The sequence below is a fragment of the Pseudomonas sp. Pseusp18 genome (genome assembly GCF_059506005.1).
Genome location: NZ_CP169240.1, coordinates 3,984,218 through 4,006,610 on the forward strand (window position 1 = coordinate 3,984,218; position 22,393 = coordinate 4,006,610).

General features: G+C 59.3%; 20 protein-coding genes. 12 read left to right on the plus strand and 8 right to left on the minus strand.

The window, feature by feature from the left end; genetic code table 11:
• The first annotated feature begins 113 nt into the window (after positions 1 to 113).
• Positions 114 to 1,655, plus strand: coding sequence for a sensor domain-containing diguanylate cyclase (locus ACEN9A_RS17805; protein ID WP_408981093.1), 1,542 nt, complete (start codon positions 114 to 116; stop codon positions 1,653 to 1,655).
• 9 nt (positions 1,656 to 1,664) lie between these two features.
• Here the strand turns inward: ACEN9A_RS17805 and ACEN9A_RS17810 are convergent, their stop codons facing one another.
• Genes ACEN9A_RS17810 through ACEN9A_RS17825 form a run of 4 tightly spaced genes read right to left on the minus strand, consistent with a single transcriptional unit; the run spans position 1,665 to position 5,241 of the window.
• Entirely contained in the window at positions 1,665 to 2,510 is an 846-nt protein-coding gene (locus tag ACEN9A_RS17810) for a sugar phosphate isomerase/epimerase (protein WP_258668958.1), read from the minus strand.
• Position 2,511: 1 nt separating this feature from the next.
• The gene (locus ACEN9A_RS17815; RefSeq protein WP_258668960.1) at positions 2,512 to 3,753 is read right to left on the minus strand and encodes an NAD(P)/FAD-dependent oxidoreductase; all 1,242 of its coding nucleotides are present in this window, start codon (positions 3,751 to 3,753) and stop codon (positions 2,512 to 2,514) included.
• An 18-nt stretch (positions 3,754 to 3,771) separates the two neighbouring features.
• Positions 3,772 to 4,092 (minus strand): MocE family 2Fe-2S type ferredoxin, encoded by a 321-nt coding sequence (locus ACEN9A_RS17820; protein WP_019648621.1) that lies wholly within the window; start codon positions 4,090 to 4,092, stop codon positions 3,772 to 3,774.
• A 36-nt stretch (positions 4,093 to 4,128) separates the two neighbouring features.
• Positions 4,129 to 5,241, minus strand: coding sequence for a fatty acid desaturase family protein (locus ACEN9A_RS17825; RefSeq protein ID WP_258668962.1), 1,113 nt, complete (start codon positions 5,239 to 5,241; stop codon positions 4,129 to 4,131).
• Positions 5,242 to 5,424: 183 nt separating this feature from the next.
• Between ACEN9A_RS17825 and ACEN9A_RS17830 the strand changes: the two genes are divergently transcribed.
• Positions 5,425 to 6,486 carry a LacI family DNA-binding transcriptional regulator gene (locus ACEN9A_RS17830; protein WP_258668964.1) on the plus strand — a complete coding sequence of 354 codons (1,062 nt, stop codon included), beginning with the start codon at positions 5,425 to 5,427 and terminating at the stop codon, positions 6,484 to 6,486.
• Between the two features lie 177 nt (positions 6,487 to 6,663).
• On the opposite strand, the gene ACEN9A_RS17835 is transcribed toward ACEN9A_RS17830, so the two are convergent.
• On the minus strand, positions 6,664 to 8,679 hold the full coding sequence (locus tag ACEN9A_RS17835; RefSeq protein ID WP_258668968.1) for a sigma-54 interaction domain-containing protein: 2,016 nt from the start codon (positions 8,677 to 8,679) through the stop codon (positions 6,664 to 6,666).
• Positions 8,680 to 8,873: 194 nt separating this feature from the next.
• On the opposite strand from ACEN9A_RS17835, the gene ACEN9A_RS17840 reads away from it, so the two are divergent.
• The 3 genes from ACEN9A_RS17840 to ACEN9A_RS17850 all read left to right on the plus strand — a co-directional run bounded on the left by ACEN9A_RS17840 (position 8,874) and on the right by ACEN9A_RS17850 (position 11,714).
• Positions 8,874 to 9,896 carry a Gfo/Idh/MocA family oxidoreductase gene (locus ACEN9A_RS17840; protein ID WP_258668970.1) on the plus strand — a complete coding sequence of 341 codons (1,023 nt, stop codon included), beginning with the start codon at positions 8,874 to 8,876 and terminating at the stop codon, positions 9,894 to 9,896.
• On the plus strand, positions 9,893 to 10,681 hold the full coding sequence (locus ACEN9A_RS17845; RefSeq protein WP_258668972.1) for a TIM barrel protein: 789 nt from the start codon (positions 9,893 to 9,895) through the stop codon (positions 10,679 to 10,681). The genes ACEN9A_RS17840 and ACEN9A_RS17845 overlap by 4 nt, the downstream gene beginning before the upstream one ends.
• 106 nt (positions 10,682 to 10,787) lie before the next feature.
• On the plus strand, positions 10,788 to 11,714 hold the full coding sequence (locus ACEN9A_RS17850; protein WP_258668975.1) for a sugar ABC transporter substrate-binding protein: 927 nt from the start codon (positions 10,788 to 10,790) through the stop codon (positions 11,712 to 11,714).
• 84 nt (positions 11,715 to 11,798) lie between these two features.
• Here the strand turns inward: ACEN9A_RS17850 and ACEN9A_RS17855 are convergent, their stop codons facing one another.
• Both ACEN9A_RS17855 and ACEN9A_RS17860 read right to left on the minus strand, forming a co-directional pair.
• Positions 11,799 to 12,782 carry a GlxA family transcriptional regulator gene (locus ACEN9A_RS17855; protein WP_258668979.1) on the minus strand — a complete coding sequence of 328 codons (984 nt, stop codon included), beginning with the start codon at positions 12,780 to 12,782 and terminating at the stop codon, positions 11,799 to 11,801.
• A 164-nt stretch (positions 12,783 to 12,946) separates the two neighbouring features.
• Positions 12,947 to 13,399 carry an Lrp/AsnC family transcriptional regulator gene (locus ACEN9A_RS17860; RefSeq protein ID WP_019648613.1) on the minus strand — a complete coding sequence of 151 codons (453 nt, stop codon included), beginning with the start codon at positions 13,397 to 13,399 and terminating at the stop codon, positions 12,947 to 12,949.
• A 189-nt stretch (positions 13,400 to 13,588) separates the two neighbouring features.
• On the opposite strand from ACEN9A_RS17860, the gene ACEN9A_RS17865 reads away from it, so the two are divergent.
• From ACEN9A_RS17865 to ACEN9A_RS17875, 3 genes are read left to right on the plus strand one after another with little or no spacing between them, the layout of a single operon-like run.
• A complete protein-coding gene (locus ACEN9A_RS17865; protein WP_019648612.1) occupies positions 13,589 to 14,206 on the plus strand; it encodes a LysE family translocator in 618 nt (205 codons plus the stop codon).
• Between the two features lie 28 nt (positions 14,207 to 14,234).
• The gene (panB, locus tag ACEN9A_RS17870) at positions 14,235 to 15,077 is read left to right on the plus strand and encodes a 3-methyl-2-oxobutanoate hydroxymethyltransferase (RefSeq protein ID WP_258668981.1); all 843 of its coding nucleotides are present in this window, start codon (positions 14,235 to 14,237) and stop codon (positions 15,075 to 15,077) included.
• 20 nt (positions 15,078 to 15,097) lie between these two features.
• On the plus strand, positions 15,098 to 15,583 hold the full coding sequence (locus ACEN9A_RS17875; RefSeq protein ID WP_258668983.1) for a MaoC family dehydratase: 486 nt from the start codon (positions 15,098 to 15,100) through the stop codon (positions 15,581 to 15,583).
• 68 nt (positions 15,584 to 15,651) lie between these two features.
• Here ACEN9A_RS17875 and ACEN9A_RS17880 read toward each other — a convergent pair whose 3' ends face one another.
• Positions 15,652 to 16,827 carry a XylR family transcriptional regulator gene (locus ACEN9A_RS17880; RefSeq protein WP_086944903.1) on the minus strand — a complete coding sequence of 392 codons (1,176 nt, stop codon included), beginning with the start codon at positions 16,825 to 16,827 and terminating at the stop codon, positions 15,652 to 15,654.
• A 175-nt stretch (positions 16,828 to 17,002) separates the two neighbouring features.
• Here ACEN9A_RS17880 and xylA point away from each other — a divergent pair, with 175 nt between their 5' ends.
• The 4 genes from xylA to ACEN9A_RS17900 all read left to right on the plus strand — a co-directional run bounded on the left by xylA (position 17,003) and on the right by ACEN9A_RS17900 (position 22,234).
• Positions 17,003 to 18,319, plus strand: a complete 1,317-nt coding sequence (gene xylA / locus ACEN9A_RS17885; RefSeq protein ID WP_258668986.1) for a xylose isomerase — start codon at positions 17,003 to 17,005, stop codon at positions 18,317 to 18,319.
• A gap of 142 nt (positions 18,320 to 18,461) precedes the next feature.
• Positions 18,462 to 19,463, plus strand: a complete 1,002-nt coding sequence (gene xylF / locus ACEN9A_RS17890; RefSeq protein WP_019648608.1) for a D-xylose ABC transporter substrate-binding protein — start codon at positions 18,462 to 18,464, stop codon at positions 19,461 to 19,463.
• Between the two features lie 77 nt (positions 19,464 to 19,540).
• The gene (gene xylG / locus ACEN9A_RS17895; protein WP_258668991.1) at positions 19,541 to 21,097 is read left to right on the plus strand and encodes a D-xylose ABC transporter ATP-binding protein; all 1,557 of its coding nucleotides are present in this window, start codon (positions 19,541 to 19,543) and stop codon (positions 21,095 to 21,097) included.
• Positions 21,098 to 22,234 carry a sugar ABC transporter permease gene (locus ACEN9A_RS17900; protein WP_258668994.1) on the plus strand — a complete coding sequence of 379 codons (1,137 nt, stop codon included), beginning with the start codon at positions 21,098 to 21,100 and terminating at the stop codon, positions 22,232 to 22,234.
• The last annotated feature ends 159 nt before the right edge of the window (positions 22,235 to 22,393 follow it).

Sequence of the window (22,393 nt, forward strand, 5' to 3'; positions counted from 1 at the left end):
AACGCGAAAAACCATATGGAGCTTGAATTGCCCCAAGTTCGAGAATTGCATGAACTGTTGGCACCTGCGCAGTTCAACAGATAATGTAGTAGAAATTCATCCTAGGGGGTTTTGTGGAAAGCCGCTCCGAAGACAATACCCGCCACTCCCCTTTGCAGCCGAGAAGACTGCCGGCAACAGCGATCTCCGTCGTGTTCATGGCTTTAGTCACCCTCTCGATACTGAGTATTTACTGGCTTCAAGCCGCCCAAAGTAAAGCCTATGAACTCTCGCAAGCAAAACTGGTGTCAGGCAATTTGACGTGGTCGATGGCCCAACAAGCGACTGACACGTTTGATGAAGCCAACCTGATCCTGGATGAACTGATCGACAGAATAAAAGACAACCCAAGTGCCCAACAGCTCGATAAAACGCAAAAACTGCTTAAGCGCAGAGTCTTTACCACCGAGCAGTTGCACGGCCTTTTTTACTATGATGAAAACGGCAACTGGGTCCTGACTTCGTTCGATTCGAAACCTGAAGCCCCCAATAATGCCGATCGTGACTACTTCATCTTTCACAAAAACAACGTAACCCTGTCGCCTAGAATCGGCCGGGCCATACGCAGCCGCACGACCGGCGAATGGATTATTCCGTTCTCCCGACGAGTCAACGATAGCGAAGGCCATTTTAAGGGTGTCGCGCTGGCCACGATCAAAATGGCCTACTTTGATAAGTTCTTCTCAACGTTCTCCATTGACCGCAAAGGCGCAATTTTCCTGGCCCTTCCCGACGGAACGATAATCGCCAGGCGGCCTTTTGCTGAAGAGTTCATCGGTGCGTCGCTAGCCAAAGGGGAAATATTTTCCATCTATTTACCCAAGTCTCCGGCTGATACCGTCATGATCAAATCGATTATCGACGGCGTTGATCGACTCTTCGGCTACAGGCTTCTTCAAAAATATCCATTGGTCGTCGCTGCCGCCAATTCACGGGAAGCCATTTTTGCCGAGTGGAAAACCGGAACAATCAAGATGGCATTGATGATTGGCGCAGTGCTGCTGGTCAACCTTCTTGTCGGCCTCTTGCTCATCAAGAAAATACGTTACGGCGTCTCGGTAGAAAATCATTTGAAGCAGACCCGGGCAGCCCTGGAAAAACTGGTATTACAGGATGCGCTCACCGGACTTGCAAACCGACGCCACCTCGAAAACAGCTTGCAGCAGGAATGGCTTCGCGCGGTAAGACATCACTCTCAGATCAGTTTGATAATGCTCGATATTGATTATTTCAAAAGCTTCAATGATCAATACGGGCATATTGCCGGCGACCATTGCATCGCTTCCGTTGCGCAGGCAATCGCGCAATGCATTCACAGGCCATCCGATTTAGCCGCGCGGTACGGTGGCGAAGAGTTTGCGGTATTACTACCTGATACAGATGCCGAAGGTGCCTACTCCATTGCCGAAGACATCAGGCTCGCGGTGCTGAACCTTGCTATTGCACACGATGGCAACCTGGCCAAGAGTGTGACCGTCAGTTTAGGGGTTTATACCTGCGTGCCGGAGGCTGCCGAATATAAGCACCTGCTGACACAGGCGGACTCGGCACTGTACCTGGCGAAACGCTCAGGCCGGAATCAGACCGCCTGTTTGTCTTTGATCGAGGCCGGATAAGGCTTTAAGTCAGGATGCGCAAGACCGTTCCCGGCAGTCATCCCAGACCTCGCGCATCAATTCCTTCAACATCAACGCCTCGACCCAGCGGTCGGTGATGTCGCGTCCGTCGGCCCCCGTGATGGCATAGGGTGGCGGGCCGAGTTCACAGGTGAAGGACAGGCTGGCGGGTGTGTCCGGTCGGGCCAGCCAGTCCTCGATCCCATAGCGCCACCAGCCCAGGAAACGCTCCAGCCAGGGTCGATGCTGGGCAAAACTCAGAGGCACCTGGACCTGTTCGCTGTTGGCGACACGACCATGAAAACCCCAACTATTGCGCAGGATGGTCTGGATCTGTTCGTCGTCCTCGGCCGCAGCCGGCTCTGGCAGTTCGCGGCCCACGACATAGTGGGACAAGTCGGCCAACAGTTTGAGATCGGGCATTTGCGCGAGAATGTCGAGGGTGAACAACAGATCACTGGTGAGGCGATAACGGTGGGTTTCCAGCAGGATCGGAAAGTCCACCTGCTCTGCCAGTCGCTGCCACCCCTCGATCAACTTGATGGCTTGCGCCAGCGTGCGTGGCCGGACGTCGGCTTGCAGCGTGAGATGGTGGCAGCCGTAGCGGGACGCGACGTCGATCGCTGCCGCCAGATCATCCACGGTGCGGGGGAACACCTGTCCTTCGATTTGCAGGCCCTGCGCCTTGGCGGCTGCATGCAGGCGTGCGGCATGGTTCGCCACCCAGAAATGGTCGGTGATTCCGTCGAAACCGGCGGCGACGATTTTCTCCAGTTGCGCTTCCAGCGCAAGCTCGCATTGGCCACGGTGATCTTGCATGGCCCAAAGGGACTGGAAGACCAGGAATTCGCGCATGTCAGTTCCTCAGCAGTTGTTTAAGCGATACCTCGGCGTCGGCCAGAGCCTCTACCGAGAGGGGGTTATGCGAAGCGATCAGTCGTTCGCACAGCTTGATGTCCTTGGCGACGCTATTGCCCTGGCCCCAGCCGCAAGCACCTTGCAAACGCTGCTCGGCATCGAGGTAGAACAGCAGGAAACCGCCGCCCGGGGTTGTCCGGCTTACCGTGGGTTCCGTGTTTGCAATCACGCCTACGGTCTGTAATCCCCAGTCGTATTGATCGGACCAGAAACCGGGAACGACCTCGAAAGGCAACTCGCCGCCCAACAGATTCAGGGCGGCGTGGCGGCCCTGGGTTTCGGCGTTGCGCCAGGTTTCCTGACGCTGGAACCCCCCTTGTGGGTGCAGCCGAAATTCACAGACATCCCCCGCCGCAAAGATGTCCGGCGCGCTGGTGCGCAGTTGCGCATCGACACGGATGCCCTGGCCGACCTCAAGCCCGGCGGCCATGGCCAACTCAGTGTTGGGCTGCATGCCGATGCCCACCACCACCAGGTCACAGGGCAGCAGTTGGCCATCGACCAGTTGCACCGATTCAACATGAGTAGTGCCCTGCACCGCCTCGATCGCCACGTTGAGTCGGACATCCACACCCTGGCTGCGATGCAGTTCCAACAGAACGCTGGACAACCGTTCCGGCAACACCCGCCCCGCCAGACGCGGCCCGGCTTCGAGCAAGGTCACCGTACAACCCAAGGCTCGGGCGGTGGCTGCGACTTCGAGGCCGATGAAGCCGCCGCCGATGATCACCAGTCGGGTGTCGGGCCGCAACGAATTGCGCAGTGTCAGCGCCTCGTCATGGCTACGCAGATAAAGCACATTGCGCAGATGCTCGGGCACACAAGCAAGCCTGCGCGAGCGCCCTCCCGTCGCCAGCAACAATCGGGCGTAATGCAACCAGCTGCCGTCGGCCAATTGCAGACGATGCTGGTGCGGGTCCAGGCCTTTTACCGGGTTGCCGGCCAGGTGTTCGATGTCCAGTTCAGCGAGCCGAGCGCTATCGCACAGGCTGTAGCCCGCCAGATCGACCGTGCCCTGCAGCAACCCTTTGGACAGCGGCGGACGTTCATAGGGCGGGTGAAACTCGTCACCTATCAGGATCAGGCGACCGCTATAACCTTCGTCGCGCAGGGTCAGGGCCGCGCGGCCACCGGCATGCCCGGCGCCAACAATGACCAGTGGAGCATTGGCAGGACTCATGGCACAGACTCCGTGCAGTTAAACCGTGATGGCGAGCAACACACGCCCCGCCTCGACCCGGACTTCATAGGTCTTGAGGTTGACGCACACCGGTGCGCCGAGGGCTTTGCCGGAGCGGTAGTCGAAACGCCCGTTGTGCTTGGGGCACTCGATGACGTGCTCCATCACCAGGCCATCGGCGAGGTGAATGGACTCGTGGGTGCACAGGCCCGCCGTGGCGAAAAACTCGCTGTCGGCGGAGCGGTAGACGGCATAGGTGTGCGGGCCATGATCGAAACGAATGACATCTTCTTCGTTGATATCGCCCACGGCACATACATCGATCCATTGATCGGTCATGGCATTTTCTCTGGTAGTGGTACAGACAGGAGGGTGTCAGGCCGGCGTTACTTCAGGTTCTGCCTGGACGGTGGCGGCCGATGCTGCGCGTTGTGGCAAAGGACGACAGACGAAGTAGCTCGGGTCTTTGCGCTGTTTCCAGATAGTCGGGATGATTTCCTTGAAGGCCTCGGACAGGCTGCCGTAAGGCGGCGGGCAGTCGCGGCGGATCTCTTCGTGAAGCTGCGCCAGCGCATGAAAAGGCACCATCGGATACATGTGATGTTCCAGGTGATAGTTCATGTCGAGGTACATGAAGCGCAGCAGTCGGTTCATGTAAATCGTGCGGCAGTTGCTGCGGTGATCGAGTACGTCTTCCGCCAGGCCGACATGCTGCGAAAGGCCGAACAGGTAGGACAACCAACCGCCATAGAGGGTCGGCAGACCGATAAACATCAGCGGCAACCAGCTCTGCAGAAAAAGCGCCGTGCCCACGGTAAGCCCATAGATGACCAGCCAGACGCGTGCGTCTCGCGCCACTTTGGGCCATTCGGATTCGGGGATGAAGGTCTGCTCTTCTTCACCCATACGCCCGACTGCATGCCGGCAAACTGACCCCATCGTCTTCAACGCGTAAGGCATTCTGAACAGACTCAGCACCATCATGATCAGACTCGGTGGACGCGGCTCGACGATTTCCGGATCGCGACCGACGATAATGGTGTCGGTGTGATGCCGTGCATGGCTCCAGCGCCAGACCTGGGGTTCGAACATGAACATGAAGCTCGACAGCTGGTAGACCGCATCATTCATCCAGCGGGTCTTGAACGCCGTACCGTGACCCGTTTCGTGCCAACGGGCATTGGACGCCGTGCCGTAGAGCAGCCCATAGACGAAGAAGAACGGAACACAGGCCCAGGAGCCCCAGAACCAGTAGCCACCGAAGCCGGTGACGACCATCGCCGACAGCCAGATGGCGGTATCACGCAGGGCCGGGCCATCGCGACGCTGCATCAATTCTTTCATGCGTTTGCGGGAGATGGGCGATTGGTACCACGTTGCCGATACCAAACCTTTTTGCGCCGCTCGGGCGGCTTCGGGACCGGTCAATCGATAATCCCTTGGCACGGGTTTATCGGTTTTTTCAAAGGCTGCGTTGTGTTCGGGCATTTTATTGTTCTCCGCAAGCTTGATGGTTTTAAGCACTTGCTTTCGATGCGGGATGGCATCGCTGGAGAAAATATAGAGAGCGCACAAACCACCCTCAATCCCTTGAATACATTCCCTATCAAGCTATCATCCAGGCCCATTGCAGCTTGATAGTTTTCTATCAAAGCGACTCAAGGGCCCACCATGAACAACAAAAAACGCCCCACCATCGCCACCGTTGCCGAGCACGCTCGCTTGAGTGTCGCCACCGTGGACCGGGTGCTCAATGCCCGGGCTCCGGTCAACCCGGCCACCGCCGAGCAGGTGTTCCAGGCCGCCGAAGCCGTCGGTTATTTCGCCGCCCGGCTGATCGGCCAGCGCATTCGCGAACGTCGTCCCAGCTATCGATTCGGCATCCTGTTGCTCGGTACCGCCCAGGCGTTCTATGCCAACGTTGCCACCGCCATCACCGAGGCAGCGCAGCGTCAGGCCGGCGCCAATCTGAGCTGCCAGTTCGAATACGTCTTCGATCGCACACCCAGCGCGATCATTGCCCAGATCGAACAACTGGCCGTGCAGTGTGATGGCCTGGCGGTGGTCAGCTTCGCTCACCCGCAGATCAATGCCGCCATCGCGCAGATCAGAGCGGCGGGCGTACCGGTGATCGCCCTGCTGTCCGACATCCACGAGGCGGCAGAAGAACCTTACATCGGTCAGGATAATCATGAGGTCGGGCGCACCATGGGTTGGCTGCTGGCTCACACCTGCGGTGCACGCAAAGGCAGCGTCGGCGTATTGCTCGGCGGCCATCGTTTTCTTGGTCATCAGGCTCGGGTCGAGGGGCTGCGCAGTTACCTGGCGGAGCGCGCACCGGGGTTGCGGCTACTCGAAGCGGTGATCAACCTGGACAACTGCGATGTCACCGAAGAGGCGACGCTGGAACTCATCGCCCGCCATGCCGATTTGCGGGGGCTGTGCGTGGTCGGCGGTGGCGGCGACGGCATCATCCGGGCCCTGTCACAGCTACCAAAACGGCCGTCGCTGTGTTGCATCCTGCAGGAGTCGACCGAGCTGTCGCGACAAGCCCTGGATCAAGGGTTGATCGACCTGGTCATCGACTCACAGCCGCGTTTGCTGGCGGCCGCGCTGATCGACTTGCTGGTCGAGTTGCAGACCACGCCGGACTTCGATCCGCTCCGGCATCGGGTGCATATTCCGTTGCAGATCATTACCTCAGAGAACGCTAGAAGCTGCGTTCGCTGGTAGCAGCTGTCGAGCCTGCGAGGCTGCGTTCGGCTGCGCAGCAGTCGTGAATCCAGCTGACGCGGTATGCCTGACACACCGCGAGTTCTGGTTTTACGACTGCTGCGCAGCCGAACGCAGCCTCGCAAGCTCGGCAGCTGCTACAGATCGCATTACGGCTTAAGTGAACAGCATTACCCATCAGAGGTCGGTGCTCGCACGAAAAGCATCGGCGCTCAGCCCGAACCGATTCATCTTGTTGTACAGCCCGCCACGAGAAACGTTCAGTTGCCGGGCGGCCAGGCGGATGTTGCCTCGGGCATCCTTGAGGGCGGCGATGATCGCGTTCATTTCATGGGTGCCAAGGTCCAGCGCAGCCCGGAGTTCGGGCACACTTCCCGGCACCGATGGCCGCAGCCTTTGCTTGATTTCAAGTGGCAGATCACCCGGCTGGATCATCTCGGTCATCGCCAGATTGGTTGCGCGCTCGATGGTGTTTTCAAGCTCCCGAACATTACCCGGCCAGCTGTAGGCCGAAAGAATATCCAGCGCCTCTGGCGAGATGCCCTGCACCGATTTGCGCAATGACCGCGCGCAACGACCGAGAAAATATCGCGCCAGCAAGGGCACATCTTCCCGGCGCATCCGCAGCGGCGGAACCGTCAGGTTCAGGACGTTGAGCCGGTAGTAAAGATCCTCACGGAAAGCGCCATCGGCCACCGCCTGGCTCAGGTTGCGGTGGGTGGCGGCGATGATGCGCACATCCACCTGCTGCGATTTTTTCGCCCCCACGCGCGTCACCTCGCCTTCCTGCAAGACCCGTAGCAGACTGACCTGGGCATCGAAAGACATGTCGCCGATTTCGTCGAGGAAGATCGTGCCGCCATCGGCCAATTCGAACTTCCCGGCAGATCCGCCGCGAGCCGATCCGGTGAAGGCGCCCTCGACATGACCAAACAGTTCGCTTTGCACCAGATCGCGCGGAATGGCTCCGCAATTGACCGCCACGAAAGGACCGTCGCAACGCTCGCTGGCGTTATGGATCGCCTGGGCGAACAGCTCCTTGCCGGTACCGCTCTCACCCAGAATCAGCGTGGTCGATTCACTGCGACTGGCGATCCGTCCCAGGTGCAAGGCGTCTTGTATCGCTCGCGAATTACCTTGAATGGTCTCGAAGGTGTAGCTGGCTTGAGTGCCGATGACCCGGCGCGTAATTTCGCGGATGCGCCGGTTCTCACGCAACGAAACGATCCGCCCACCCTGCTCCAATGGGCATACCGACACCAGACACGCCAACTGACTGCGATCATGGAGCTCAAACGTACAATCCAGATCCCGTAGACCTTCCCCGCCGCGCAGTAATATTTCATCGGTCAGTTCGCTTTGCCCCAGACGCTGGAACGGGCTGCCGAGCAGATCCTGGCCCACGCGGAACAATTGCCGGGCATAACGGTTGAGCGCCTTGATGCAGCCCTGCTCATCCAGCACCACGAGTCCCTCGTTGAGCACTTCAAGCACGGTTTGCTGTTCTTCTAGCAGGGCTTGCAGCGCCATCTGCCGCGAGACCGCTTCGGCCGCGGCCTGGACGGTGCCCAGCGTATGAAAATGAAACCAGCCCGGCTCAGCGGTCAGGGTCAGCATGGCGAGCGTCCTGCCCTGCGCATCCCTGATCGGCGCGGCGGCGCAGTGCATGCGCCGTCGACGCAAGCCGCTGGCGAAGTTTTCCTCGGCCAGCACATACACCAATCGGTCCTCGGCAAGCGCCAGCCCCGTGCAGTTGGTGCCCTGCACCGACTCCAGCAACCGGCTGCCCACCGGCGTGAGGTCCAGGCCGCAGAAGTACAGGGTCGTGCCTTGAGCATCGGTCAGGTTGATATGGCCCCTGGGGTTGTAGGCCAGCAATCCCCCCATGACCTGCGCTGCCGCTGCAATCAACGTGCGATTGGCCGCCAGCGTCGCGGCCAGAACCGCAGGAGCAACAAATCGATATTCGCCATCCTCAGGATCGAGGCCCATGCCGACGCTGCGCCGCCAGGAATCCCAAATCACCGGCCTGACCCCGGCAGGTCGATCGGTACGCCCGTTCAGACACGCCAGCCAGGCCTGTTCCAGCGCGGCGATCGAGCCTTCGTTCAACGACGCAGGGCCGAGAGCGGTGATGTAATCGAGGTCTTGCGCGCTGAAGGCTGTTACCTGTGGGTTGACCATCATCGACATCCGCTTCCATGTTCATGTTTTAGACATGTCAGTGTAGACATGTCCTGAGAATGAACACTTCTTTCAAAAAGTATTGATTTACCCCTTAAATATCAATGACTTAAATACTGGCACAGCACTTGCTCAAAGGGTTATGCCAGCCGAGGACATTCCTGCGGCCGAGTCACTGAACAACAATAAAAGGGAGTCAATTCATGAGTACGTCCAAGATCATCCGCCTGGGCCTCATCGGCGCCGGCCGCATGGGCAGCTTTCACGGTCAGACGGCCGCCCGGCACATTCCCGGTGCCTGCCTGGCCGCCATCGCCGACCCGACACCCGGCCAGGCCGCTCGGTTGGCGGCAGAGTTGGGTGTGCAGAAGGTCTATACCGATCCACAGCAACTGCTCGATGACCCGGAAATTGACGGCGTCCTGATCGCCGCCCCGGCCCGCAGCCATGCCGAACTGGTAATCAGCGCGGCACGGGCCGGCAAAGGGGTGTTCTGTGAAAAACCCATGGCCATCACCCTGGACGAGGCCGACCGCGCCATCGCCGCAGCCACCGATGCCCGCGTGCCGCTGCAGGTTGGCTTCAATCGTCGTTTTGCCAAAAGCTTCCGCACCGCCCATCTGGACGTGGTCGCCGGCCGTATCGGTACGCCGCAACTGCTGCGCTCGCTGACTCGCGACCCGGCACTGAACAATCCCGCCGCTTCGCCGCAGTGGGTGATTTTTCTCGAAACCCTGATCCATGACTTCGATACCCTGCGCTACCTCAATCCCGGCACCGAAGCGGTCGAGGTTTATGTCATGGCCGATGCGCTGATTGCACCGGACTACAAGAGCAAAGGGTTTCTAGACACCGCCGTGGTCACGATCCGTTTCGACAACGGCGCCATCGCCACGGCCGAGGCCAATTTCCAGGCCGTTTATGGCTACGATGTTCGAGGGGAAGTGTTCGGCAGCGCCGGCATGCTGACCATGGGCAGCGTCAATGACTCAGACCTGCTGCGCTACTTGGCTAATGGCATCCAGGCCGACACCCAACGCATGGACACCGACCTGTTGCGGGATGCCTATGTGGCCGAGCTCAATCACTTTGTCGACTGCCTGCGCACCGGTGAAAAACCACTGGCCAGCGGTGAAGATGCCCGAGCGGCACTGGCCATTGCCCGCGCGTGTATCGAGTCCGTCCAACAGGGCAAAGCAGTGCGCGTGCAAGGAGCCCGTTCATGAGTTTCATCCCGTTCAAACTGGCGATCAGTGCCGAGATGGTGTTCCTCGACCTGCCGTTCACCGAACGCGTCAAACGGATTCACGCGCTGGGTTTCAGCGCCGAAATTTGGGACTGGACCCAGAAAGACATCCCGGCTCTGGTCGCCACCGGCGCTGACTTCACCTCGATGACCGGCTACATCTCAGGCAACCTGACCGACGCCGAAGGCATCCAGCATCTGCTCGACAGCGCACGGGAATCGCTGGCCGTCGCCGCCCAACTGAATTGCCCTAGCCTCAACCTGCATGGCACCGGCCTGGGCGATAAAGGCTTGCCGGTCAAACCCATGGCCCACACCACCGGACGCATGTGGTTGAGCGCCTGCAAGACCTTGGAAAAAATCGCTCGCCTGGGCGAAGACGCGGGCCGAGTGTTCTTGCTGGAAAACCTCAATACCGAAGTGGACCACCCCGGCACGCCCTTCGCTCGCGCCGACGATACCCTGGCGCTGATCGAGGCCGTGGGTAGCCCGCATTTGAAGATGAACCTGGACCTCTATCACGCCCAGATCGGCGAAGGAAACCTGATCGAACTGATCCAGCGCGCCGGCAGCGCCATCGGCGAAATCCAGGTGGCCGATGTCCCCGGTCGCATGGAGCCCGGCACCGGTGAAATCCATTATCCGACCATTGCCAAGGCCTTGTTCCGCATGGGATACACCGGGGTCGTCGGGCTCGAGGGCTGGGCCAGCGGTGACAGCGAAGTGGCACTTGAGCGTTTTCGGCAAGCCTTCACGCTGGATTGAATGCCGCTCTCTTTGTAGCAGCTGTCGAGCTTGCGAGGCTGCTGCTACGGGTCGCATTACGGCTTAACTGACTGGCTCATCTCATAACAACAAAAGGAAAACCATCATGCGTCGCTGCACACTATTCTTTGCCACGCTGTTATTACTCGTCAGCCAATGGGCCGCCGCCGACTATCGCATCGGCGTCAGCATTGCCAGGGTTGACGACAACTTCATGACCTATGTGCGCAGCGGCCTGGAAAATGCCGCCAGGAAGGAGAACGTCCAGATCCAGTTCGAGGATGCCCAGGGTGATGTGGTTCGCCAGCTCAATCAGATTCAGGGCTTTCTCGGTCAAAAGGTGGATGCCGTCATCGTCCTGCCCGTGGACACCGCCGCCACCGCCAACATGACCCGCGCCGCTGTCGAGGCGAAGATTCCGCTGGTCTACGTCAACCGCCACCCGGACGAACGCGTGCTGCCCAAAGGCGTGGTCACGGTGGCGTCCAATGACATCGAGGCCGGGCAACTGCAAATGCGCTACCTGGCCGACAAGCTGGGGGGCAAAGGCAACATCGCGATCATCATGGGCGACCTGGCACAGAACTCCACGCACGACCGCACCGAAGGGGTCAAACAGGTGCTCAAGGACTACCCCGGGATCAGAATCATCGAACAGCAAAGTGCCGAGTGGCAGCGCAACAAAGGCATGGACCTGACCAGCAACTGGCTGTTGGCTGGCACTGGCTTCGACGCCATCGTCGCCAACAACGACGAGATGGCCATCGGCGCGGCCATGGCACTGCAGCAAGCCGGCAAAGCCAAGGGCGAAATTGCGATTGTCGGCATCGATGGCCTGCCCGACGGCCTGGCGGCGATCAAGCGCGGGATGCTGGTCGCCTCCGTCTTTCAAGACCCCAAGGCCCAGGCGACCAGCGCGGTACAAGCGGCCATCAAGATGATCAAGGGCGAGCCGGTCGAAGCGGATGTCTGGGTACCCTTTCAGCTGATCACGCCGGATCAAGTGGCGATGTTTGAGCAGCATTACAAATAGCGTCAAAAGCCGATCGATGGCTGCCCTGCGGGACGGGGCAGCAATCGGGCCGGAAGTCAGGTGCGCAGAGGTGAAGGAAAGCCTTTATTTAACGAGCCGCTTTTCCTTGGAAGGTCTGTACCCGAAGTACGAGCTATAGCACTTGCTGAAATGGCTCGGCGACACGAAGCCACAAGCCACCAACACGTCGACCTGGGACAGTTCGGTGTGCTGGAGCAGTCGCCGTGCTTCGGTGATCCGCAGTTCCATGTAATACCGCTGCGGCGTTGTACCGAGTTGCTCCTTGAACAAGCGTTCCAGTTGCCGTCGGGAACGGCCGGCATAGGCCGCCAGTTGCTCCAGCTCCAGAGGCTCTTCGAGGTTGGCGTCCATCAGCTTGACCACCTCGCGCAAGGGCGCGCTCACACAGATATTTTCGGCCGGTTTGATGCGCCGATAGCGAGACTCCTCGAACGCCAGAATGTCCTCGATCCCCTCGACGAGGGCTTTATCGTGCAGGCCCTTGATCCAGTCCAGCGCCATATGAAATGCACCCGAGGGGCTGGACGCGGTGAGGCGGTCGCGATCAATGACATAGGGTTCACTGGTGACTTGCGTCGCCTTGGAGATTTCCGCGAGTGCGGGGCGATGTTCGGGGTGAATGGCGCAACGATACCCATCGAGCAAACCTGCGCTGCCCAGAAACCATGCGCCATTCCACAACCCGGCCAGGCAGATACCCTGGTTCGCCGCCATTCGCAACAGGCTGATGAACTCATCATCAGCCTTGAGCTCTGTCCTGTAGCCGCCACAAATCACCAGCAGATCCAAGTCGTGAATGGCTGAAGCATCCAGACGTGCATCCGGCCGGATGACCAGGCCCAGATCGCTGATGACCTCGCCGTCGTTCAAGCCGAACGTTCGCGAAGAGAACAGCCTGGGTCGTAGAAGATTCGCGGTGACAATGGTGTCCAGTGCCTGGGTGAACGCAGGCAGCGAGAAATGCTCGAGCAGCACAAAGCCTGCCCGGGTCATTCGAGCAAGCTCATCAGGGTTTTCATTCAGATAGCGGAGATTTTTCCCCTTCATGCCTCCGCTGAATTGACGTCGTTCGATCAATGTTCGACCCACTCGGTTACTGCGTAGATAAAGCCTAATGCTAACTGTAGAAGCGCAAAAAGCCCTAGCACCATTATGCGACCGATCAAGCCAGTTGAAAGCCGATCCGGCACCACCCAACAGACAGGTTCAAATCACAGAGGAAGGGAACGGTCCTGAATGACCCGTTTCATCACCAGGGTGGATGTCAGGCGCTGGACGTTGGGCAGCGTGGAGAGGCGTTCATCATAAAGCTGCTGGAAAGCCGGCAGATCCCGGGTGACGACGTGGAGCAAGTAATCGGGCTCTCCAAAAAGCCTTTGCGCCTCCACGATCTGGGGTATCTCCTGAAGCGCGACCTCGAATGCTTCAACCGCCCGGTGATCGCCCTCGCGAAGCGTCGCAAACACCATTGCCGAAAAGTTAAGGCCAAGTGCACTGGGGGCGAGTTGTGCGCGATAGCCCAGGATCACGCCTGATTCTTCCAGAGCACGCACTCGACGATGGCAGGGGGACAGGCTGAGACCGACCCGCTCTGCCAATTCAGTCACCGACAGGCGCCCGTCGGCCTGAAGCTCGGCAAGAATTTTCAGATCAATTCGGTCCATATAGAAGAATCTCCCTCAAACCAGTATCTGCGTTGGAATAATAGGGAAAATATTCTAGCCGGTTTCAATTATTCTTTTTCGCGAACTTTAGCGCTGTTGGTCGTCCGCACTTGGAAACAAGTCGGTCGCCCCTCCCTGTCTGCGAGATAGAGAAATGCAAAAAACCGTTGAAATCAGAAGGTGGCGATCATGACCCCTAGTGTTTTCGCTGCTTTCTGGGCCGTGTCGTTTTTGTTCGTGATTACACCGGGGGCAGATTGGGCGTATGCCATATCGGCGGGGTTATTCGGGCGTGTGGTGATGCCCGCCGTGGCCGGGCTGCTGATCGGGCATTTGGTTGCCACGCTGGTCGTGGCGGCCGGCGTCGGCGGACTTGTTGCGAGCAACCCCGTTGCCCTTTCAGTGCTCACTGTAGGCGGGGCTGCGTATCTGCTTTGGCTGGGCATCAACATGCTCCTGCATCCTTCGGTTCCTCGCGCGGGGCAAACCCAGCAATCCGGCTCCTGGGCGCGCTGGACCTTTAAAGGGGTTTGCGTGAGCGGCCTCAACCCCAAGGTCTTTCTGCTGTTCCTGGCGTTACTGCCTCAATTCACTGACCCGACGGCCTCCTGGCCGGTGCCGATGCAGATCATCGCGTTAGGCCTGCTCCATGCGTTCAGTTGTGGCGTGGTTTATTTGCTGGTGGGGTTCGGCTCTCGAGTCGTGTTGCAGGCACGTCCCGTTGCGGCTCAAGTGGTCAGTCGGCTCTCGGGAGCGATCATGATCATCATCGCGGTGCTGTTGTTGATCGAGCAGATCTTGCGCTGACCGTTATTTCATCTCGGAGGAAAAGATAATGAGTGAAACGCTCTCGCCTTATGGCAACAACGAAGTGTCGAATATGCAAGCACGCATCCGGATTCCTCATCTGCAACAGATGAAAGTACGTGGCCGGAAGTGGGCGATGCTGACCGCTTACGACATGTACACAGCCACGATTTTCGAAGAAGCCGGCATTCCTGTTCTGCTGGTGGGCGACTCGGCATCCAACAACGTCTACGGCCATGAATCCACGCTCCCAGTCACGGTTGACGAGCTGATTCCACTGGTACGCGCCGTCACCCGATCAACCCGCAGGCCGTTGGTGATTGCCGATCTGCCCTTCGGCTCCTACCAGGCTTCGGCCGAGCAGTGTTTCCACACCGCCGTGCGTTTCATGAAGGAAGGCGGCGCCCATGCGGTGAAAATCGAGGGAGACATCGAGATGCTGCCGCAGGTCGAGAAACTCACGCGCTCGGGAATTCCAGTGATGGCTCACATCGGCTTTACCCCGCAAGCCGAACATCAACTGGGCGGCTACCGTGTTCAAGGGCGAGGTGACGATGCGCAGCGACTGATCGACAGTGCCCGAGCCTTCGAGGCTGCCGGCGCCTTCGCGCTGCTCATTGAAATGGTGCCCGCAGAGGTCGCTGCACAGATCACCGCCGCCGTCGCCATTCCTACCGTCGGCATCGGTGCCGGCAACGGTTGTGACGCTCAAGTATTGGTGTGGCAGGACATGGCGGGATTGCGCACCGGACCTCTGCCCAGGTTCGTCAAACAATACGCCGACCTGCGAGGCGTGCTGCTCGGTGCCGCCCGCGACTTCGCCGGCGATGTGCAAGCAGGCGACTTTCCAGGGACCGAGCATTCTTTTTAGTCGAAGGAGAAAGCGCTTTAATGAAAAGCTTCAGACAGCGTGCAGCCGAAGGGCTCCAGACAGGCGATAGCTTCACCCTCTCCCGCCGCTTCTCGCAGGAAGACATCCAGCGCTTTGCGCAGATCTCCCGCGACTACAATCCAGTGCATTTCGATACGCATTTCGCGCAAGCGCGACACTTCAAGGCACCGGTCTCCCATGGCTTGCTGACGGCCAGCCTGATGACTGAAATCGGCGGCCAGATTGGCTGGCTGGCCTCGGCGATGACGTTCCACTTCAAGCACCCCGTTTATCCTGGGGACACCGTCACCTGCCATTGGCTCATCAAGGACGTGGATGAAAAAGGTCGTGCGACGGCGGTTATCACGATGACCAACGAGGACGGTATTACTGTGCTGGAGGGAGTAACCAGCGGTGTTTTGCCTGGCCCGAGGGAGCGGGAAATCATGAGGCAGATGCTGGCCGAGGGTGATCCTACAAACGCGGTGGTGCGTTCTGATGGATGATTGCCATGGGTTGTGGATTCAACCGGTCGATGCACCACACAACAATCGACCAATTGCACCCAGCATCGCTATCTCGCGCCCTGCTGGTATTCACGGGGCGTACATCCAAACTCGCGACGAAACACCGTGTGTAGATATTGTGCGGATTTGAAACCGCAATTACGGGCAACGTCCGCAATCGCTGTGTCGGTATTTTCCAGCCCGCTGGTGGCCGCCGCCAGTTTGAAGCGCAGAATCTCGTCGTGCACGCTGCAGCCTCGCACAGTGCGAAAGTGCGACTCCAGCGATGAGCGCGACACGCCGACATAAGCCGCCACCTGCGCCGTCTTGATGCCCTGGCAGGCATATTGGCGGATAAACAGCAGCGCTTGCATGACGTAGGGGTTGCCCAAAGGTTGGTGCAAACTCGACACCTGCACGTTGATCGCATCAGGTGGGATCAGGATGTGCGTGCCCGTGGACGGCTTGCCGTGCAGCATCTGATGCAGTAGTTGCGCGGCGGTGCGGCCCATGGTTTCGGTGCCCTGGATGACCGAGCTCAGGGGGACCCGGGTCAGGCTGCGTGTCAGGGGGTCGTTGTCGATGCCGATCAACGCCACCTGCTCCGGTACGGCGATTCCGGCGGTCAGGCAGGCTTGCAGCAACTGCCGGGCGCGGGCGTCACTGACGGCGATGATGCCAATGGGCTTGGGCAGGCTTTGGAGCCAGGCGATCAATTGTTCGACGGCGCTGTCCCAGAGCGGTGCGCTGGTACCCATGCCGCGATAGACCTCGGCGTGCAAGCCGTCACGTTGCATCAGTCGTCGAAAGGATTTTTCCCGCTCCTGAGCCCAACGATTCGCCTGCGCTTCAGGCAGGCTGAAGCAGGCAAAACGCTGCAGCCCTGCCTCGATCAAGTGCGTGTAAGCCAGTGTGATCAGTGCGTTATTGTCGGTAGCGACGTACGGGATCCCTTTGGGATAGGCCCGTTCATCCTGATAAGAACCACCCACCGCCACCACGGGCAGCTTGATGTCGGCCAACGCCTCACCAATCAGCGGATCGTCGAAGTCGGCAATGATTCCGTCACCTTGCCAGCGCTCGATCCCTTTCAACCGGCAGAGAAAATCCTCTTCCAGGAACAGGTCCCAGGACGCGCGGGTGCTGCTCAGGTAGTTGCCGATGCCGCTGATGATGCCGCGGTCATAGATCTTGCTCCCGTTGAACAACAGTGCGATGCGGTGAACAGGCGGTACGGTTTTCATTGTTTTCAGGCTTGTTCCGGGCCCCTTGTCACGGAGGCGGTTTGCACAGACTAGGCGTGCAGACGGCGAATCTCAATACGCAAAATCGCACCCGCTGTTGGTGATTTTCATAATCAGCAGGCACGGGGCCGTTGTTAGTATCGAGACACGCCCAAGAACAACAAGGACATTGCCAATGCCGTACTTCCCCGATGTCGACCGGATCCGCTACGAAGGCCCTGCCAGCGATTCTCCCCTCGCCTTCCGTCACTACGACGCCGACAAAATCATCCTCGGCAAACCCATGCGCGAACACCTGCGCATGGCCGCCTGTTACTGGCACACCTTCGTCTGGCCGGGTTCGGATGTGTTCGGTGCAGGTACTTTCAAGCGCCCGTGGCAACACGCCGGCGACCCGATGGAGCTGGCCATTGGCAAGGCGGCAGCCGCGTTCGAGTTCTTCTCCAAATTAGGTATCGACTATTACTGCTTCCATGACACGGATGTCGCCCCGGAAGGCAATTCGCTGAAGGAGTACCGCAACCACTTCGCGCAAATGATTGATCACCTGGAGCGACACCAGGAAGAAACCGGGATCAAGCTGCTGTGGGGAACTGCCAACTGCTTCAGCAACCCGCGCTTTGCCGCAGGCGCCGCCAGCAACCCGGACCCTGAAGTGTTCGCCTGCGCTGCTGCCCAGGTATTCAGCGCCATGAACGCGACCCAACGCCTGAAAGGGTCCAACTACGTGTTGTGGGGCGGTCGCGAAGGCTACGAAACCCTGCTCAACACCGACTTGAAACGTGAACGCGAACAACTGGGCCGCTTCATGCGCATGGTGGTCGAGCACAAGCACAAGATCGGTTTCAAAGGCGACCTGCTGATCGAACCCAAGCCGCAGGAGCCGACCAAGCACCAATACGATTACGACAGCGCCACCGTGTTTGGCTTTCTCCAGCAGTTCGGCCTGGAAAAGGAAATCAAGGTCAACATCGAGGCCAACCACGCGACCCTGGCCGGTCATAGCTTTCATCACGAGATTGCGACGGCCGTCTCGCTGGGGATTTTCGGCAGCATCGACGCCAACCGCGGTGATCCGCAAAACGGCTGGGACACCGATCAATTCCCCAACAGCGTCGAAGAAATGACCCTGGTCACCTATGAAATTCTCAAGGCCGGCGGGTTCAAGAATGGCGGGTTCAACTTCGACTCCAAGGTTCGCCGCCAGAGCCTCGATGAAATCGATCTGTTCCATGGTCACGTCGGCGCAATGGACGTCCTCGCCCAATCCCTGGAGCGGGCAGCCGCCATGGTGCAGAACGACCAGCTTCAGCTGTTCAAGGATCAACGCTACGCCGGCTGGCAGCAGCCGTTCGGGCAGGCGGTGCTGGCGGGTGAGTTCAACCTCCAGTCATTGGCCGAACACGCTTTCGCCAACGAGCTGAATCCGCAGGCCGTCAGCGGCAGGCAGGAGATGCTCGAAAACGTCGTCAACCGGTTTATCTATCGCTGATCGCCAACGGTGACTGCGGGCGCTGTGACATTTGCGCGACAAATCTGTAGTCCGTTGCGTCTGCCGATTCTCTACAGTTCTCCCAGCCCGATACTCATCGTCAGGCCGTGTCTTTCAAACAAAAATAAAAGGACGCACCACCATGAAGAACGTAAAACGCGCGCTATTTGCCAGCGCCCTGGCTCTGCTGTCGCTGCCGGTGATGGCCGATGCTGCCCATCCGAAAATCGGTTTCTCCATTGATGATCTGCGGTTGGAACGCTGGTCACGTGACCGCGATTACTTCGTTGCGGCGGCGGAGAAAATGGACGCCAAGGTCTTCGTACAGTCGGCCGATGCCAACGAGCAAAAGCAGATTTCGCAAATCGAAAACCTCATTTCCCGTGGCGTCGATGTGATCGTCATCGTGCCGTTCAACGCCACGGTCCTGACCAATGCAGTGGCCGAAGCGAAGAAAGCCGGAATCAAGGTCGTGTCCTATGACCGTCTGATACTCAACGCGGATATCGACGCCTACATTTCCTTCGATAACGAAAAGGTCGGCGAGATGCAGGCCAGCGGCGTGCTGCACGCAGCGCCCAAGGGCAATTACTTCCTGCTCGGTGGTGCGCCCACCGACAACAACGCAAAAGTCCTGCGCGAAGGTCAGATGAAAGTGCTGCAACCGGCCATCGACAAAGGTGATATCAAGATCGTCGGCCAACAATGGGTGAAGGAATGGAACCCTACCGAAGCGCTGAGCATTGTTGAAAACGCCTTGACCCGTAACGCCAACAAAATCGATGGAATCGTCGCCTCCAACGACGCCACGGCAGGCGGCGCCATCCAGGCCCTGGCCGCTCAGCAACTGGCCGGCAAGGTGCCGATTTCGGGGCAGGACGCGGACCTCGCAGCGGTCAAGCGAGTGATCGCTGGCACTCAAACCATGACCGTGTACAAGCCGCTGAAACTCATCGCCTCCGAAGCCGCCAAGCTCTCGGTGCAACTGGCGCGTAACGAGAAACCCGCCTACAGCTCGCAGTACGACAACGGCAGCAAAAAAGTCGACACCATCCTGCTCACTCCGACTCCGTTGACCAAGGACAACATCGACCTGCTGGAACAGGACGGGTTCTACACCAAGGCGCAGATTGCCGGAAAGTGATCATCACTCCGTAATGCCCCCGCAGGAGCTCGCTCCTGCGGGACCAGCCTCGTACGTGCCGCTTATGAGTCTCTGCCATGTCCGACTATCTGCTGCAAATGAACGGTATCGTCAAAACCTTCGACGGTGTCAAAGCGCTCAATGGCATCGACATCAAGGTCAAGCCGGGTGAGTGCGTCGGGCTGTGCGGCGAGAATGGCGCCGGCAAGTCCACGCTGATGAAGATCCTTTCCGCGGTGTACCCCCATGGCACCTGGGACGGTGAAATCCTCTGGGACGGTCAACCGCTCAAGGCGCAATCGATCAGCGAAACGGAAGCCGCCGGTATCGTCATCATTCACCAGGAGCTGACGCTGGTTCCCGACCTGTCGGTGGCCGAGAACATTTTCATGGGCCATGAACTGACGCTGCCTGGTGGGCGGATGAATTACCCGGCGATGATCCACCGCGCCGAAGCCCTGATGCGTGAACTGAAAGTGCCGGACATGAACGTATCGCTGCCTGTTTCGCAGTACGGCGGCGGCTATCAGCAACTGGTGGAAATCGCCAAGGCACTGAACAAGCGCGCGCGCCTGCTAATCCTCGACGAGCCTTCATCGGCCCTGACCCGTTCGGAAATCGAAGTGTTGCTGGACATCATCCGCGACCTCAAGGCCAAGGGTGTTGCCTGTGTCTACATCTCCCACAAGCTCGATGAAGTGGCCGCTGTGTGCGACACCATTTCGGTGATCCGCGACGGCAAACACATCGCCACGACCGCCATGGCGGACATGGATATTCCACAGATCATCACCCAGATGGTCGGACGGGAAATGAGCAACCTCTACCCCACCGAGCCACACGACATTGGCGAGGTGATTTTCGAAGCCCGCCACATCACCTGCTACGACGTCGACAACCCCAGGCGCAAACGGGTCGACGATATTTCGTTCAGCCTCAAACGCGGGGAAATCCTCGGCATCGCCGGGCTGGTCGGTGCAGGCCGCACCGAACTGGTGACCGCGCTGTTCGGCGCCTACCCCGGTCGCCACGAAGGCGAAGTCTGGCTGGATGGCCAACTCATCGACACCCGCACGCCGCTCAAATCAATCCGTGCCGGCCTGTGCCTGGTGCCCGAGGACCGCAAGCGCCAGGGCATCATTCCAGACCTGGGAGTCGGCCAGAACATCACCCTGGCCGTGCTGGACAGTTACTCGAAGCTGACCCGCATCGATGCCGAAGCCGAACTGGGCTGCATCGATCGAGAAATTTCGCGCCTGCACCTCAAGACCGCGAGCCCGTTCCTGCCGATCACCAGTCTGTCCGGCGGCAATCAACAAAAAGCCGTATTGGCGAAGATGCTGCTGACCAAACCCCGGGTGCTGATTCTCGATGAGCCCACCCGAGGTGTGGATGTCGGCGCCAAGTACGAGATCTACAAGTTGATGGGCGCGCTGGCGGCCGAAGGCGTGTCGATCATCATGGTGTCTTCGGAGCTGGCCGAAGTGCTCGGCGTTTCCGACCGCGTACTGGTGATCGGCGAAGGCCGGTTGCAGGGCGACTTCATCAACCATGAACTCACTCAGGAACAGGTGCTCGCCGCCGCACTCAGCCAGCCTGACAGGCATAACAATAAAGATCGGAAATCCGCGTAAATGAATCAGGTCAAACAACTCTTCACCCGCTACAAGATGCTCGCGCTGGTGTTTGCCGTGGCGTTTATCTGGCTGTTCTTCAGCTGGCAGACCGAGGGCGGATTCCTGACACCACGCAACCTCTCCAATCTGCTGCGCCAGATGTCCATTACCGGGATTCTCGCCTGCGGTATGGTGCTGGTCATCATCAGCGGCGAGATCGATTTGTCGGTCGGCTCATTGCTGGGCCTGCTCGGTGGCGTCGCGGCGATTCTCGACGTTATCTACCACATACCGCTGCTGGCGAACCTGAGCCTTGTCGTCCTGTGCGGACTGCTGATCGGCCTCGCCAACGGCTACATGGCCGCCTACCTGCGCATTCCGTCTTTCATCGTGGGGCTGGGGGGTATGCTGGCTTTCCGAGGCATTTTGCTGGGGATTACCGGCGGCACGACCATCGCCCCGGTGTCGCCGGAGTTCGTCTACATTGGCCAGGGTTATTTGCCACACACGATCGGCACGGGCCTGGGCGTTCTGCTGTTCGCACTGACGTTGTTCCTGACCTGGAAACAACGGCGCAATCGCGCCCTTCACGGCCTGGCGGCACATTCACTGGTGCGTGACGTCGTACGCGTGCTGCTGATCGGCGCGGTGCTGGCCGGCTTCGTCCAGACCCTCAACAGCTATGACGGCATTCCCGTGCCGGTCCTGCTTCTGCTGATCCTGCTGGGCGGGTTCAGCTACGTGACCAGTCAGACCGTCTTCGGCCGACGCGTCTATTCCGTGGGCAGCAACATGGAGGCCACGCGCCTGTCCGGTATCAACGTACAGGCCGTGAAGCTGTGGATTTTCGGGATCATGGGCGTGATGTGCGCGCTCGCCGGCGTGGTCAACACCGCGCGTCTTGCCGCCGGTTCACCCTCGGCCGGCAGCATGGACGAACTCGACGCCATCGCCGCCTGCTTCATCGGCGGCACCTCCATGCGCGGTGGCTCCGGTACTGTCTACGGCGCCCTCCTCGGCGCGCTGGTCATCACCAGCCTGGACAACGGCATGTCCATGCTCGACGTCGACAGTTATTGGCAGATGATCGTCAAGGGCAGCATTCTGGTGTTGGCCGTGTGGGTAGATGTGAGCACCCGGACCGGACGACGGTGATCCGCTGCGGATGAAGTCATTCACGACCGTCTGCTTCTGGCGAGATGCCAGTCGTGACGGTCGTAACGCACAGTCACCGATGAGAGTCAGTAGCCGGCAGATTTGGGTTGAAGGCTTCCTCTTGCGACGGGCAGCGGCCATTAGCTGCCTGTCGAAACC

Excerpts from the sequence above, each read along its gene's own strand:
- ACEN9A_RS17900 (WP_258668994.1), top strand. The coding sequence starts at position 21,098 with ATGAATCAGGTCAAACAACTCTTCACCCGCTACAAGATGCTCGCGCTG.
- xylG (WP_258668991.1), top strand. The coding sequence starts at position 19,541 with ATGTCCGACTATCTGCTGCAAATGAACGGTATCGTCAAAACCTTCGAC.
- ACEN9A_RS17815 (WP_258668960.1), bottom strand. The coding sequence starts at position 3,753 with ATGAGTCCTGCCAATGCTCCACTGGTCATTGTTGGCGCCGGGCATGCC.
- ACEN9A_RS17820 (WP_019648621.1), bottom strand. The coding sequence starts at position 4,092 with ATGACCGATCAATGGATCGATGTATGTGCCGTGGGCGATATCAACGAA.
- ACEN9A_RS17810 (WP_258668958.1), bottom strand. The coding sequence starts at position 2,510 with ATGCGCGAATTCCTGGTCTTCCAGTCCCTTTGGGCCATGCAAGATCAC.
- ACEN9A_RS17835 (WP_258668968.1), bottom strand. The coding sequence starts at position 8,679 with ATGTCGATGATGGTCAACCCACAGGTAACAGCCTTCAGCGCGCAAGAC.
- panB (WP_258668981.1), top strand. The coding sequence starts at position 14,235 with ATGAGTGAAACGCTCTCGCCTTATGGCAACAACGAAGTGTCGAATATG.
- ACEN9A_RS17860 (WP_019648613.1), bottom strand. The coding sequence starts at position 13,399 with ATGGACCGAATTGATCTGAAAATTCTTGCCGAGCTTCAGGCCGACGGG.
- xylF (WP_019648608.1), top strand. The coding sequence starts at position 18,462 with ATGAAGAACGTAAAACGCGCGCTATTTGCCAGCGCCCTGGCTCTGCTG.
- ACEN9A_RS17845 (WP_258668972.1), top strand. The coding sequence starts at position 9,893 with ATGAGTTTCATCCCGTTCAAACTGGCGATCAGTGCCGAGATGGTGTTC.
- ACEN9A_RS17880 (WP_086944903.1), bottom strand. The coding sequence starts at position 16,827 with ATGAAAACCGTACCGCCTGTTCACCGCATCGCACTGTTGTTCAACGGG.
- ACEN9A_RS17825 (WP_258668962.1), bottom strand. The coding sequence starts at position 5,241 with ATGCCCGAACACAACGCAGCCTTTGAAAAAACCGATAAACCCGTGCCA.
- ACEN9A_RS17850 (WP_258668975.1), top strand. The coding sequence starts at position 10,788 with ATGCGTCGCTGCACACTATTCTTTGCCACGCTGTTATTACTCGTCAGC.
- ACEN9A_RS17865 (WP_019648612.1), top strand. The coding sequence starts at position 13,589 with ATGACCCCTAGTGTTTTCGCTGCTTTCTGGGCCGTGTCGTTTTTGTTC.
- ACEN9A_RS17855 (WP_258668979.1), bottom strand. The coding sequence starts at position 12,782 with ATGAAGGGGAAAAATCTCCGCTATCTGAATGAAAACCCTGATGAGCTT.
- ACEN9A_RS17840 (WP_258668970.1), top strand. The coding sequence starts at position 8,874 with ATGAGTACGTCCAAGATCATCCGCCTGGGCCTCATCGGCGCCGGCCGC.
- ACEN9A_RS17830 (WP_258668964.1), top strand. The coding sequence starts at position 5,425 with ATGAACAACAAAAAACGCCCCACCATCGCCACCGTTGCCGAGCACGCT.
- ACEN9A_RS17875 (WP_258668983.1), top strand. The coding sequence starts at position 15,098 with ATGAAAAGCTTCAGACAGCGTGCAGCCGAAGGGCTCCAGACAGGCGAT.
- xylA (WP_258668986.1), top strand. The coding sequence starts at position 17,003 with ATGCCGTACTTCCCCGATGTCGACCGGATCCGCTACGAAGGCCCTGCC.